The organism is Vibrio sp. V12_P9A6T4, from assembly GCF_963874835.1.
Classification (GTDB): domain Bacteria; phylum Pseudomonadota; class Gammaproteobacteria; order Enterobacterales; family Vibrionaceae; genus Vibrio; species Vibrio anguillarum.
Genome location: NZ_CAWNJO010000089.1, coordinates 1 through 12,579 on the forward strand (window position 1 = coordinate 1; position 12,579 = coordinate 12,579).

The following is a 12,579-nucleotide window of genomic DNA, read 5'->3' on the forward strand; positions in this document are numbered from 1 at the left end:
ATATATCGGAATTTAATGAATTGACCTCATTATGGTCATCATTTTTCCTTAAATAATGGGCAACTTAGTCCATTATTTATTTGAACATTAAAAATATTACAACGTAACTTATTTACATTGTAAATGAGCTAAAAATACCCGGAACGATTAGAGAATCAGCATAATTTACGGTATGTGTCATTTGGAATGATGTTCCCCCTGCAGATCAATTAAATCATCGCAGAACATGAATAATAATAACTAGAGCGACAGGGCAGGGGAAACTTATCCTTTTAGTCAGGGGAACAGGACGCATGATCAAGGCTAACATGATGATCATGCGTCCGAAGAGATCCCTCGCCACAGGAACAATGATCAAGAGGAATTAGCGCCTTCCTTATCAGCAAATAATCAGAAAACAAATGGATCTTCATCGGATCAATGATCAAGTGTGATTTAAGCTCGGAAGCATGTAAAAATAGCGCATAATTACGGGTGATTGCAGATGGAGTAGGGGCTGAGCAAGATACCTAGTACATAACAAGTAAAATTTAAAACACACCAAATAACAAAACCTTCTTCAATACGCTCTTGATCATGCTTTCGACACACTCTCACTCCTTATAATAGAAGCCGTTAAAAGAGTTATTTGTCATTTCAATTCGTGTTTATGCCAAAATCGACTTTGAAAGAACATTTAATGCACTTCCTTGATCATCTTTCCAAAGAAAAACCAAGCCCATATTCTTCATCTAGCTCAAATAAAATAATCACTTCAACTCATCATGTGGATAAGTTGTGCATGGGCCATGATCATGCTTTAAGAAAGTGTTTGATCATTGATTCAGTCGTCTGATGATCATCGTTCGGAATGTGATTGATCATGCTTTCTTCTCTACAATGATCATGTTTTCAGTTTTCTATGATCATGCTTCTGAAGGGGATTTTTTTTTATCCCTATAAAACAATCAATTAGGCTGCTCATTAAGGCCTGATCATTAGATCATATAAGCAATATAGATCAGAATAATCAAAAAGATCAGTTATTTAAAAGCAATAAGTTTTTCTTTATTTATGATCTCTTTTTCTTTATTCTATTGGAACTATAGCGATATTACGGCTAGTGTGATACGGATCTAATAATGAACGCAGACGAAAAAATATTGATCAAAGCACCAAGGAGCCACAAAGATGGGCATCTTTTTGAAGTTTCAGAAACTGCTGTTGATTGGGTTGATCAATACCAACATTTTAAAGGTGTTACCAAAAGTATCGTTGAACTTCTTAACCTGATCTCATTAAGAGGTTTCCGCAGCCAAGATGGGTTAGTCTCAACAACAGAGTTAATTGAAGCAACCGATGGCCAATTGACCAGAGCGGCTATTCAGCAACGGCTGCGTGCTGCAGTAAGTATTGGTTTATTTAAACAGATCCCGGTGAGATTTGAAGAAGGTTTAGCCGGCAAGACAATGCTGCATAAATTTGTTAACCCAAATAAGCTCATCTCTGTGCTTGGTTCAACCAGTCTGGTAACTGAATCAGTAAAACAGACAGAAAAACGCAAGCGTTCAAAAGCGCTGGCTCAAACTCAGGTCAATAAGCGTTTGTTGACAGAACATGGGCTAAATATTCCACCAGCGATGAAAGACGAAGCGGATCAGTTTGTGGTTTCACCCACCAATTGGGCTGGGATCATTGATCAAGCATTAGCTCCACCGAGAACTCGTAAAAGCTACCAGAAATCAATGGTGTCGATTTCTGGTACCCGTGCGATCATTGAAACTCGTTCTTCCAAAAATATCATGACAGTGGATGATCTAATGACACTGTTTGCACTGTTCACCTTAACGGTGCAATACCACGATCATCACCAAGAAGATTACCAACTTAATACCAAACACACACCGAATAAAACCCCATTGTACATTACTGACATTTTGTCGCTTCGCGGTAAAAAAGATAGTGGCCCAGCAAGAGATTCTATTCGCGATAGTATTGATCGGATTGAATTTACAGACTTCCAACTGCATGAGTTAACCGGCCGTTGGCTGAGTGAAAACATGCCAGAAGGATTTAAGAGTGATCGTTTTCGGTTCCTAGCAAGAACGATCACCGCTTCTGAAGAAGCGCCTACGGAAGGGGCTGATGGTGAAATTAGGATCAAACCTAATTTGTACATTTTGGTGTGGGAGCCTTCATTCTACGAAGAGTTACTCACTCGCGATTACTTTTTCTTGTTTCCACCAGAGATCCTAAAGCAACATACGTTGGTCTTCCAACTCTACTCCTATTTTCGCAGTCGCATGTCGCGTCGCCATACCGACAGCATGCTACTGAGTGAATTGAACCAAAAGTTGGCCCGTAATATCGAATGGCGTCGTTTTTCGATGGATCTTGTCCGTGAGCTAAAACGATTATCGGAAGGAAAGGGCAGCGATTCGTTATTTGTCGTGAATCTTTGGGGCTATCATTTGACGGTCACCACACTGGTGGATAAAGAAAAAGTGATGGATTACCAAGTCGACATTAAGTGCGATGTGGAAGAAGTCCTGCGCTACTCGCGCGCTCGTACCACCAATGCAGGCAAACGCAACATGGCTCCAACGTTGCCTAACCCACTGCGCAATGAGATGGTTTCTAAGCAAAAACTAGAAGAGCTTTCTGAGATCATTGATGGTGAATTTGAACCGATTCAACGTAAAGCACCGTCTCCAAAGGGTAAGCTAGGACGAAGAGTCAAGCAGCGCAAACACCTAGTAGAGATCAATGCCGATGAAATTACGATTACCTTATCTAAATATACCTCTCCAGAGGCCCTAGAACGCAGTATAACGGCGTTATCAGCAATGACTGGACATCCACCATCCTCTATCAAGGAAGAGTGTACAGAGCTGATTGATAAGCTGGATTGGCTGAGGGTTGGAAATGAGGCGATCTCTTATGAGACGTTAAGTAAATTGATCGAGCTCTATAACACGAAAAACGAGAATAAACATTTATCGATCGAACGTTTGATCTCGGGTCTCGCAGTACGTCGCAAAGTGTGTAAGCAAGTGTACGAGGGGCATTTAGATGAATCCGTATTCCGGGCACTTGATGAAGTCGCTATTGGTATTTAAAAGGTATTTAAAACCAATTTACAACACAACCTTGACATGTAGCTGACATTTTGTTTTAGAAGGTTCGTTAGTATAGAAAACGAATAGACAACCTTTTGTCCTATCTGATGAATTAATAGATTGGCTCATATATGTTTTTAGCGAGTTATATAACTCGCTATTTTTTTATCTGTTGATCCCTGCAATCAATTAATACCCTCGCTTTATACCTTGATCATCGTTCCACGCGTAATATGCAAGAAATCGAACATGAGCATCAATTAAACTTTGGGATAAGGCCTCATCAACGTGCTGTTGGTTGAGATGCTCCAAACTCAGTACCATCAACTGCTGCATCCGTTTTATACACCAAGATTTTAACTCAAGTTCACTACTCGGCTCCGAGACACAACGCTGAAAACGAGCGTAAGCAAGCTGCAGATATTGGAAGGCAAGCTCACCGTCAATGAACTTGTAGTACTCATATTGGCGCAGGCAAGCATCAAGCCAACAAGCAATTGCTTTACTTTGATCATCACTCAGATCCGGCCCCCAGATCTCTTGTGGAGCATTAAGGATCAGAGGTTGTAATTGAGCCACCTGATCATAGCGCTTGTTCAGATGCCATTGATGGATCTCGGTTAACCAGTCGTGAAGCTTACACATCGCGTCTTACCTACAACTTTAAATGCATTAACTACAGTCTGGTGTATTTCAAGCTTATTTGCCAAACAGAAATGGGGAACCATGAGCTAAAAATCAGCACATTGAAAGAGCGTGGGGTAGGGGGGACTGCGACAGTATGCAACAGAATAAAATGAGCGCTAAAACGCTTGAATTCATGTATGCAATATTTAAATTTAGCCTCGTCTAGCAAGGTTGGCAAAGTAATATTAATAGTTTTAAAAATAAGGTTTCTAAACCATCGCCAAAATCACAATATGGACGAAATATGCTTAACAAATCAAATGTCGTTTGCTACAGATTACATGTCCCTTACGTGGTTTGTTCGGAGGTAACAATGTCCATAAATTCTATTGACCATGACGAAATGACTGATATTGCAAATAAGTGGGACTTCACGGAAGAAGTAGAAACTCAAAAACCAGTTAAAAACCTTAAATCAGCCGAAGCTCGCCGTCGTATTGAAGCATTAAGAGAGATTCGAGAAAGTGGTTTAACCATTGAAGAAGCGAAGGAGCTAGGCATACTTCACTGACGAGTTCTCACCATTAATCCTCTAAGGGTGGCGCATAGCCACCCTTTATATTTTCCAATTTTCTTGATTTCATACCGATAAATTGCACATTTATGCTCTTAATTTTCCTATGTCCTATGCTATATTTCGTGCCACGTATTTACCGATCTAGGCTAACTCATGTCCTTCAACCTATCTTTACTTGCCGCTGAAGAGAAAAACAAAGTAGAGCTCGATAAACAAGCTTCCTTTCTTGTTTGGAAACTCAAGCAAGGAAAAGCAGGGCCTGAAGCGATCACTCAGCAGCAGTCTAAAATTGCCAGTGAGGCCGAAAAAGAGTGGTTTTTACAATCGGTGAACAAATACAAAAGAGTGATGGGTGTTGCGTAGCATTCATGTCTTTGCTAAGTGGAAAATTGAAATGATCCCACTTTTTGCTAAAATCCCTCGCGTTAAATTGAATTAGAGAGATCATCCCTATGGGAAGAAGTTTTGAAGTGCGCAAAGCCTCAATGGCGAAAACTCAAGGCGCAAAAATTAAAGTCTATTCCAAATACGGTAAAGAAATTTACATGTGTGCGAAAAATGGTGGTTCGGACCCAGACATGAACTTGTCTTTGCGCCACCTGATCACAAAAGCGAAGAAAGACCAAGTTCCAGGCCACGTTATTGATAAAGCGCTAGATAAAGCCAGTGGTGGTGGTGGTGAAGACTACCAACCTGCTCGTTACGAAGGTTTTGGCCCTGGCGGCGCAAGTGTTATCGTTGACTGCTTAACAGATAACGGCAACCGTACGTTCCAAGATGTGCGTCAATGCTTTGTTAAAACGGGTGCGAAAATTGGTACTCCAGGTACCGTATCACACATGTTTGATCACCAAGCGGTATTTCAGTTCAAAGGGGATGATGAAGATTCTATCCTTGAAGCACTGATGATGGATGATGTCGATGTGACGGATGTTGAACTGGAAGATGGTGTGATCACTGTATTTTCACCTAACACTGAATTCTTCAAAGTGAAAACATCGCTAAATAATCAGTTCCCTGATTTGACTATCGATGTGGAAGAAATCACGTTCGTTCCACAAACACACACACCGGTCACGGGCGAAGAGGCGGAGAAATTCCAGAAGTTCCTCGACATGCTAGATGACTGTGATGATGTACAACAGGTTTACCATAACGCTGAGCTGTAATAGAGCGAATTAATGAGAAGCCGAGTGATTGACTCGGCTTTTTTTTATCTGTGCATTGCTAACCGTGGTCTTATTCATAGAGAATGACGCAAGGATACATACAGCCCACACTCAGTTACGTGTGTTCGTCCGTTTGGGCTGCTGGGTAATAATAAAAGGAGAAGTTAATGAAAGTCAGTTTTATTGGATTAGGGGTTATGGGATACCCTATGGCTGGGCATCTAAAAAACGCAGGATTTGATGTTAGCGTCTACAACCGCACTCAAGCTAAAGCGCAGCAGTGGTCGCAGCAGTATCATGGGCATGCAGCGCAAACAGTCGCAGAGTGCGTGCAAGATGCCGATGTGGTTTTAACCTGCGTTGGCAATGATGATGATGTCCGTAGCATGACGACCAGTGACGGCGGCGCGATAGGGGCGATGAAACGCGGCGCAATTTTGGTTGATCACACCACCACATCGGCACTGTTAGCCGAAGAGCTGGCGTCTGCGGCTCATAAAGCGGGCATTCGCTTTATGGATGCTCCTGTTTCTGGTGGCCAAGCAGGGGCTGAAAATGGTGTGCTAACCATTATGTGTGGTGGAGATGCCGAACTGTTTGAGCAGCTGCAACCCGTATTTCGTGCTTATGGCAAGTCATCGGTGCTGATGGGGAAAGCAGGGCAAGGACAACGCGCAAAAATGGTCAATCAAATTTGCATTGCTGGCGTATTAAATGGCCTGTCGGAAGGATTGATCTTAGCGGAAAAGTCAGGGTTAGATATTGGCGTTTTGGTTGATTGTTTGAAAAATGGAGCCGCAGGTTCATGGCAGATGGAAAACCGCGCTGTGAACATGTCAATAGGTAAATTTGATTACGGCTTTGCCATTGATTGGATGATCAAAGACTTGGGCTTTTGTTTGGATGAAGCGCAACGAAACGATCTAAAATTGCCGATGACAGAAAAAACTTATCATGCTTACCAAGCCTTGTCTGAGCAAGGTGAGGGAAGAATGGATACTTCTATCCTTATCAAAGCCGTTAATTCATAAATATCACAGCTCAGAGATAGACTCAATTGGCCCTATTTAGGGCCATTTACACTGTAAACCTATAAATCGATTCCTATTTATCTTCTGGCCCCGCATACCTACAGTGTCTATCTGTGTGCCTCTTTTTGAAAAACAATTGTATAAAACCATGATCGCCTACCGATTAGGGAGGACAAATGTCCTTCATTTTTGTTTGCTGTGCGTGACTGTGCTGGATAAATCGTCAACTAATTACATTTACTGAAAAATCTTAAAATTTGGTTTTTAGTTTCAATGAAGTTACATAAAGCCAGTTTAATATGCTGTTAATTCGGTGTTTTCATGGTTTTCAATCCAAGCCAAGTCCCTTGATTATAGTGATTATGACCAAGGTCTCAAAATGATCATAATGATTAATAGGAGTAGGATTCGCGACATTATTATTTTTATATAAGTGAAAAAGCAGTGAAAGACACTAAGGAAATGGCTCATTTTAGTCATGTTCAGATTTCTAATTGGACTAAACACGACACCTATTGGCTACTCAGTTTATTTGGTACGGCCGTTGGGGCTGGCATTCTATTTTTGCCAATCAACATTGGGTTAGGTGGTTTCTGGCCATTAGTGTTAATGGTCTTACTCGCTTTTCCGATGACTTATCTCTCTCATCGTGGTCTTGCTCGTTTTGTTCTCTCATCGCGCCGTCCTAATGCCGATTTTACCGACGTTGTTGAAGAACACTTTGGCCAAAGGGCTGGTCGCTTGATCTCTTTGCTGTATTTCCTCTCTATTTTCCCAATCTTACTGATTTACGGTGTCGGTCTAACTAACACGGTTGATAGCTTTTTGGTTAATCAAGCGCAGATGGTCGCTCCCCCTCGGGTGCTACTTTCTGGTGGCTTAGTCTTTGCGTTAATTGCCATTATGCTGGGTGGCGAGAAGATCATGTTGCGCGCTTTTGCTGTTATGGTTTATCCATTGGCGGCTATTTTATTATTTCTCTCGCTCTATTTGATCCCGTATTGGTCAGTGCCGTCATTAGTCTTGCCGCAAACGAGTGATTTCTTACACACAGTGTGGTTAGCCATTCCTGTCGTGGTGTTTTCTTTTAGCCACGCAGCGGCGATCTCAAGTTTTGCCAATGTTCAACGTCGTCATTATGGCGCGCTAGCGGATAAAAAATCAGAGCAGATTCTGCGTTACACCAGTCTTGTATTGATTCTGTTTGTCTTGTTGTTCGTGTTCTCTTGCGTATTGGCTTTATCACCAGAGGCATTGCAAGAAGCAAAAGTGCAAAATATTTCAGTGCTGACTTACCTTGCCAATGTCACAGATAATCCCTTCATCGCCACTCTAGGCCCTTTAGTGGCGTTTATTGCCATTACCTCTTCCTTTTTAGGGCATTTCCTTGGTGCGCGAGAAAGCCTGACTGGGTTGCTGTGTAAAAACTTTGGCCTGTCATTGCGTCTTGCTGGGCGACTCACCATTGCGATTTTGTTTGTCACGATTTGGATTGTCGCGATACTCAACCCCAGCATTCTGGGAATGATGGAAGCGTTTTCAGGCCCCGTGATCGCTATGATTCTGTTTATTATGCCGATGATTGCTGTATTCAAAGTGCCATCGCTGGCGAAGTATCAACAGCAGATGAGTACACCCTTTGTCATGGCAATAGGGTTATTGGCGGTATCGGCATTGCTTTATAATTTGCTCAATTAAATCAGCCATTGGCTCCGTCACTGGAGCCAAATCAATTACTTGATTTGAGCTTTTGTTATTTGAGGTTGTGCATTATTGAGCGTTGATGCTACCTCCAGAATATCTTGCCACTCATTGTAAGCTGATTGGTACCAAACTTGCTCCAGAATGACCGCTTGTGAATCTTGTGCTTTGGTAAGGTTAGAAACGACGTTGTTGGTTTCATTGTATAAACTGAGCACCGTGGTTTGTAGTGTATCTAAGGATCGGCTGATCGCCGCACAATCGTTGTTAACTTGATCGACACTTAGCAATAGGGCATTGAGAGACGCGATTTGTTGTTGATCTTGAGAGAGCGTTTGTTGATCGTGGTTGATGGTATTTAAAGATGATTGGATATCGCTTTGCAGGCTAGATATTTCATTTTGTGCTTCTACAATAGAGCTAACACCAAACCCTGCCAATATCAAAGAACCTCCCAGTGTAAACGGAGCAAGCACCACGCCAAAAATCGTTTCAAATATCCCTTTCTTACGCTGCGATTGAGCATTCGCAATGGCGGTTTTAAATGCTGCTATCTGCTGTTTCATTAGATCAATTTGGGCGTTGGTGGCGATAATTTCTGCTTGGATTGAAACTTCTTCTTGCTGGATCTGTGCAATAGTTTGTTGCAATGTGTTATGAGCATCTTCCACTTGGCGAGCCCAAGCATTCAATCCCTCATCATAACGTTTTATATTTGATGTAAGACTTTGAATCGGATTTTGTAATGTTAAGATTAATGCAGTGAGCTGCTGTAGTTGGGCGGTATCAAAACGGGTTTCTAGTGCTTTGAATAAGGTTAAAATTTGAACATTAGAATCTTTGAATGTATTCGCAATGGAAAGAACACTGTCCATAATGTCATTTGAAAAATATAAATTACCACTCAAACGCCATTGTCGTACCAGTTTTTGCACCGCATTTAAATTTTGTTCTACCTGAGCATACCAATGTTCTGCATTGCCTTGATCAATATAAGTTTCAACAACGCCTTGGCATGCAGAATTTAGTAACACCATAGCGCTAATAGATGCAGGAATGTCGGTTTGAAGTTGCTCGCTGGCTGATTGATTCATGATGGTCCTCGAAAAAGAATAAAAGGGGGTGTAACCCCCTTTAGTAATGTTTAAGCTGCTTGTTTTACTGCAGGTGCTAACTCTTTCGTTTCGATAGCTATTTTTGCGCTAGCTAGCTGTTTAGCAAGTTCAACCGCATCATCCCATTCGTTTTTCGCTGCGTCAGACATCACTTTTTCCATAATAATGCTCTGCATGGATGCACCATTATTAAGCTTGGTTACTACATCATCTAACTCGTTACCAAAGACAGTCCACGTCGTTTCAAAATCAGATAATACTGATGTCGATGTTTCAATCGCTGAAACGACGGCGCTACTGGCGTTGGAAAGCCCCTGTAAAGCGATAATCTGTTGCTGATCTTCAGCTTTTTGCTTTTGTTCTTGCGCGATGCTGTCGTAGTCATCATCAATTTGATTTTGTAATACGCCCCACGTAACGCCACCAGCAATAATCGATGCCGCGCCGACGGCTGCGATACCGCCGGAGACTACAGCTGCTGTGCCAGCGGTTGCGACGGTAAGCGCAACGCCTGCGACGAGCATAAAGATGCCAACACCAACCGCAACTTGTGCATAGACTAGATCTTTATTCAGTTTCTCAATGGCTGCACGATTGTTGTCTATTGCGTTATTCATACTTTCAATATCTGTTTGTAAATCGATAATTGTTTTTTGAATATTGGTCGCACCATTGACTAAGTCATCATGTGCTGCTTGCATTTTCACCCCCCAATCAGAGAGTTCCTTATTCATCCCTTTGACTGTGGCTTCGATACCGCTGACTTGAGAAGATAGGGCGGTCATAATCTGTGAAGCTTGCTGAACCGTCGTATTGTCTTTGCCACTTGCTGTTGGATCCGCTTTATATAACTCATGAATGGCATCGATTGATGCTTGGAAAGTGGCGTCAAAATTAATTACGCTGGAGGGAATCGATGCTGATACTTGTGGTCCCAAATCGTCAATCCATTGCTTAGCAACCAATTTTGCTGAGTCTAACTTTTTACTCAGGTCATCAAACCAATCTGGTTTTACCGTAGGTGGCGTAAATTGTGTGTTTAAAATGGCATGGCACTGCGCTGTGATGACTGTGGTTGCCAAAAATGCAGATTGAGTGGTTTGCTGTGTTGGGTTCAACTGAGTAACTTGTTGTGACATTGTGTATCTCCTTTACTGTTCTTGAATGGTGTTATTTAGTGTGTTGACTAAAACGGGTTTTCCAACGTTTGGCGGTAAACTAATGAGTTGCACAAATTCTGAAATAGTTTTCCATGAGGCTGAAGCAATCTTGATGGTTTGCAAATCAGTCAATAGGGCAGGGTCTGAACCGCTTTGTAAGGCGTTGATCAGTTCGTTTACCTTGTCTAATTCGTCTTGCCATAACAATGAAAGTGCTGGCAAGCTATCATCAATCTTTAGGAATTCTTCGCTCATGTTGCTGAGGGTTTGAATAATGGCTTTAGTAATGGCAGCCGCTTGTGCTTCTTCACTGGCTAGTGTTTGTAATTGAGTGAGTTTGTCTAAATCTTGTTGTACCTCTTTCGCGCTCGATATTGTGCTGTATGCACTGTAACCAACCGTGAATAGCGCACCAGCAAAGGAAAGGAATGGCACAGACGTCGTTGCTCCCATTACGACACCGTAGGAAATAGTGACCATACTTTGTATGTAAGCTTTTCCTGCTCTTAATTGGGCCGCCGTGACATTGGCTCCTAAACTGGCAATGGATTGCGATAGAGAGCCTATCTCTGTTGCAATGCGTACCATTGCTTGTTCTTCGCTCGCAAGTTCATTCCAGCCATCTTGAATGCTGGATGCGAGCAGCTCCTCTGCATTTTTCGCTTGGCTGTAAGATTTCGTGAAAACTTGCTGAGCTTCATTTGTTAACGTGATATTTTGCTTTAACGTTTTTTGCAATAATTGTAAGCATTCAATCCATTGCTTCGTACTTGTTATCGCCTTACTGTTTTGTGCGCAGGCATCGAACGTGGTCTGATAATTAATAAACGATGTAATAATTTGCGCAAAAATTTTAGGCTTTTGCTGCATAAACTCATTCATTACCGCTCTTAAGATCTCAGTCCTGCTTCGAACTTCTACGAGCCAGTTTGGATCTTTTGCTACATGGCCAATAAAGAGAGAGTTGCACGTTGCATCGTAGTTACTAATACCTAAAAAATCAGTATATACGTCGGTCAGCATATTTAATACGGTATCAACATTTGGGCTTAACATGAGTTCGCCCTCTACAGTGAAATAACGAGGAAAGGATCAAACGTTAATCTTGCACCATCAATAGACAAGGTCGCATTGTATTGTTGTGTGCTGGCTTGTCCTTGCGCTTCAACTCGGCCTTCCCAGAATTCATCACCGCTTAGTCCTTGCTTAGTGGGTATACAAACTCTGTCATTTATCATTTGCCCATTAAACTCGACAATATCAACTTCATTGTCTGGTGAAATAGCGACAACTCGCCAGCATAATAATTGGCCGTCTTTACAGGCTGTTTTTAACTCAGCTTGGCCTTCATTACCCGAGCCCATATATTTATTTGTATCAATGAGATAAATGTTACTTTGCAGATCTCGACTTGCAAGCGCTGCTGCTGCATCTACGACCATGAGTATTTCTACTTTTTTCATACAATGTTCCTTATTTAGATGGAGTTATTGAACTTCGAGATAAGGTGAAAAATTCATTGTTATTCCGTTTATTGAAAGAGAAATGGTATATAGGTAACGCCCAGTATCCCCGCGAGTCTGAACTCTGCCTTCCCACGCGTCATTAACAGGGCTTGGTAAGCAAGCTTTTTGATCAATCATGTCACCAGAGAATCCCGTTATATTGACTTCGTCATCTGGCGAAATGGCGCAGCTACGCCAGCAAATAAACTGACCATCTTGAGATACCGTGTGGAGTTGGCACGTTCCTTCATCCCAAGAACCAAGCCATTGGTTACTATCAATTAAGTAAACGTTATCCATTAAGCTCGTGGTTGCTAATGCTCCGGCACAATCAACCACGATAAGTATTTCTATTTTTTTCATTCAATACCTACTGACGTTTATTTATGGATCCACAGAATATCACTGTACTGATTTAACCATTTCGAATGGTTTTTTGGTTATATTTATTAAATCTTATTGATATTAGTGTTGATATTTACATGTTTATAATCTTTATGTGGCTAAATATAGTTAGTGATTTCAGTTAATCAAGGTTGCATAACTAATATGTACATATCAGTATGTAAATAAAATAATTTTATAATGATATTCAT

General features: G+C 41.6%; 12 protein-coding genes. 6 read left to right on the forward strand and 6 right to left on the reverse strand.

Going from position 1 to position 12,579, the window contains the following annotated elements; genetic code table 11:
* The first annotated feature begins 1,121 nt into the window (after positions 1-1,121).
* Positions 1,122-3,098 (forward strand): replication initiator protein RctB domain-containing protein, encoded by a 1,977-nt coding sequence (locus AACQ42_RS14265; protein WP_017043500.1) that lies wholly within the window; start codon positions 1,122-1,124, stop codon positions 3,096-3,098.
* A gap of 189 nt (positions 3,099-3,287) precedes the next feature.
* Here the strand turns inward: AACQ42_RS14265 and AACQ42_RS14270 are convergent, their stop codons facing one another.
* Positions 3,288-3,743 carry a transcriptional regulator gene (locus AACQ42_RS14270; protein ID WP_094164925.1) on the reverse strand — a complete coding sequence of 152 codons (456 nt, stop codon included), beginning with the start codon at positions 3,741-3,743 and terminating at the stop codon, positions 3,288-3,290.
* Positions 3,744-4,098: 355 nt separating this feature from the next.
* Here AACQ42_RS14270 and AACQ42_RS14275 point away from each other — a divergent pair, with 355 nt between their 5' ends.
* The 5 genes from AACQ42_RS14275 (at position 4,099) to AACQ42_RS14295 (ending at position 8,200) form a co-directional block, all read left to right on the forward strand.
* Positions 4,099-4,296 (forward strand): PA3496 family putative envelope integrity protein, encoded by a 198-nt coding sequence (locus tag AACQ42_RS14275; RefSeq protein WP_017043498.1) that lies wholly within the window; start codon positions 4,099-4,101, stop codon positions 4,294-4,296.
* 159 nt (positions 4,297-4,455) lie between these two features.
* Positions 4,456-4,665, forward strand: a complete 210-nt coding sequence (locus tag AACQ42_RS14280) for a DUF3283 family protein (protein WP_017046863.1) — start codon at positions 4,456-4,458, stop codon at positions 4,663-4,665.
* 89 nt (positions 4,666-4,754) lie between these two features.
* Positions 4,755-5,471 (forward strand): YebC/PmpR family DNA-binding transcriptional regulator, encoded by a 717-nt coding sequence (locus AACQ42_RS14285; RefSeq protein ID WP_094164927.1) that lies wholly within the window; start codon positions 4,755-4,757, stop codon positions 5,469-5,471.
* A 167-nt stretch (positions 5,472-5,638) separates the two neighbouring features.
* A complete protein-coding gene (locus tag AACQ42_RS14290) occupies positions 5,639-6,502 on the forward strand; it encodes an NAD(P)-dependent oxidoreductase (protein WP_094164929.1) in 864 nt (287 codons plus the stop codon).
* Between the two features lie 462 nt (positions 6,503-6,964).
* Complete coding sequence (locus AACQ42_RS14295) at positions 6,965-8,200, forward strand: aromatic amino acid transport family protein (protein WP_094149993.1); 1,236 nt, start codon at positions 6,965-6,967, stop codon at positions 8,198-8,200.
* A 35-nt stretch (positions 8,201-8,235) separates the two neighbouring features.
* Here AACQ42_RS14295 and makE read toward each other — a convergent pair whose 3' ends face one another.
* The 5 genes from makE to makD are packed head-to-tail and all read right to left on the reverse strand — an operon-like array spanning position 8,236 to position 12,346.
* The gene (gene makE / locus AACQ42_RS14300; protein WP_094164934.1) at positions 8,236-9,297 is read right to left on the reverse strand and encodes an alpha-pore-forming cytotoxin subunit MakE; all 1,062 of its coding nucleotides are present in this window, start codon (positions 9,295-9,297) and stop codon (positions 8,236-8,238) included.
* Positions 9,298-9,347: 50 nt separating this feature from the next.
* The gene (gene makA, locus AACQ42_RS14305) at positions 9,348-10,457 is read right to left on the reverse strand and encodes a cytotoxin MakA (protein WP_000082912.1); all 1,110 of its coding nucleotides are present in this window, start codon (positions 10,455-10,457) and stop codon (positions 9,348-9,350) included.
* A gap of 12 nt (positions 10,458-10,469) precedes the next feature.
* A complete protein-coding gene (gene makB, locus AACQ42_RS14310; protein WP_094164936.1) occupies positions 10,470-11,534 on the reverse strand; it encodes an alpha-pore-forming cytotoxin subunit MakB in 1,065 nt (354 codons plus the stop codon).
* Between the two features lie 11 nt (positions 11,535-11,545).
* Positions 11,546-11,941: an alpha-pore-forming tripartite toxin MakABE regulator MakC gene (makC, locus tag AACQ42_RS14315; protein WP_013868236.1), complete on the reverse strand. Its 396-nt coding sequence runs from the start codon at positions 11,939-11,941 to the stop codon at positions 11,546-11,548.
* A 24-nt stretch (positions 11,942-11,965) separates the two neighbouring features.
* Positions 11,966-12,346, reverse strand: a complete 381-nt coding sequence (gene makD / locus AACQ42_RS14320; RefSeq protein ID WP_013868237.1) for an alpha-pore-forming tripartite toxin MakABE regulator MakD — start codon at positions 12,344-12,346, stop codon at positions 11,966-11,968.
* Positions 12,347-12,579 lie beyond the last annotated feature (233 nt).

Bases quoted from the DNA above. Each gene is read 5' to 3' on its own strand.
- AACQ42_RS14265 (WP_017043500.1), top strand. From the start codon at position 1,122: ATGAACGCAGACGAAAAAATATTGATCAAAGCACCAAGGAGCCACAAA.
- AACQ42_RS14270 (WP_094164925.1), bottom strand. From the start codon at position 3,743: ATGTGTAAGCTTCACGACTGGTTAACCGAGATCCATCAATGGCATCTG.
- AACQ42_RS14275 (WP_017043498.1), top strand. From the start codon at position 4,099: ATGTCCATAAATTCTATTGACCATGACGAAATGACTGATATTGCAAAT.
- AACQ42_RS14280 (WP_017046863.1), top strand. From the start codon at position 4,456: ATGTCCTTCAACCTATCTTTACTTGCCGCTGAAGAGAAAAACAAAGTA.
- AACQ42_RS14285 (WP_094164927.1), top strand. From the start codon at position 4,755: ATGGGAAGAAGTTTTGAAGTGCGCAAAGCCTCAATGGCGAAAACTCAA.
- AACQ42_RS14290 (WP_094164929.1), top strand. From the start codon at position 5,639: ATGAAAGTCAGTTTTATTGGATTAGGGGTTATGGGATACCCTATGGCT.
- AACQ42_RS14295 (WP_094149993.1), top strand. From the start codon at position 6,965: ATGGCTCATTTTAGTCATGTTCAGATTTCTAATTGGACTAAACACGAC.
- makE (WP_094164934.1), bottom strand. From the start codon at position 9,297: ATGAATCAATCAGCCAGCGAGCAACTTCAAACCGACATTCCTGCATCT.
- makA (WP_000082912.1), bottom strand. From the start codon at position 10,457: ATGTCACAACAAGTTACTCAGTTGAACCCAACACAGCAAACCACTCAA.
- makB (WP_094164936.1), bottom strand. From the start codon at position 11,534: ATGTTAAGCCCAAATGTTGATACCGTATTAAATATGCTGACCGACGTA.
- makC (WP_013868236.1), bottom strand. From the start codon at position 11,941: ATGAAAAAAGTAGAAATACTCATGGTCGTAGATGCAGCAGCAGCGCTT.
- makD (WP_013868237.1), bottom strand. From the start codon at position 12,346: ATGAAAAAAATAGAAATACTTATCGTGGTTGATTGTGCCGGAGCATTA.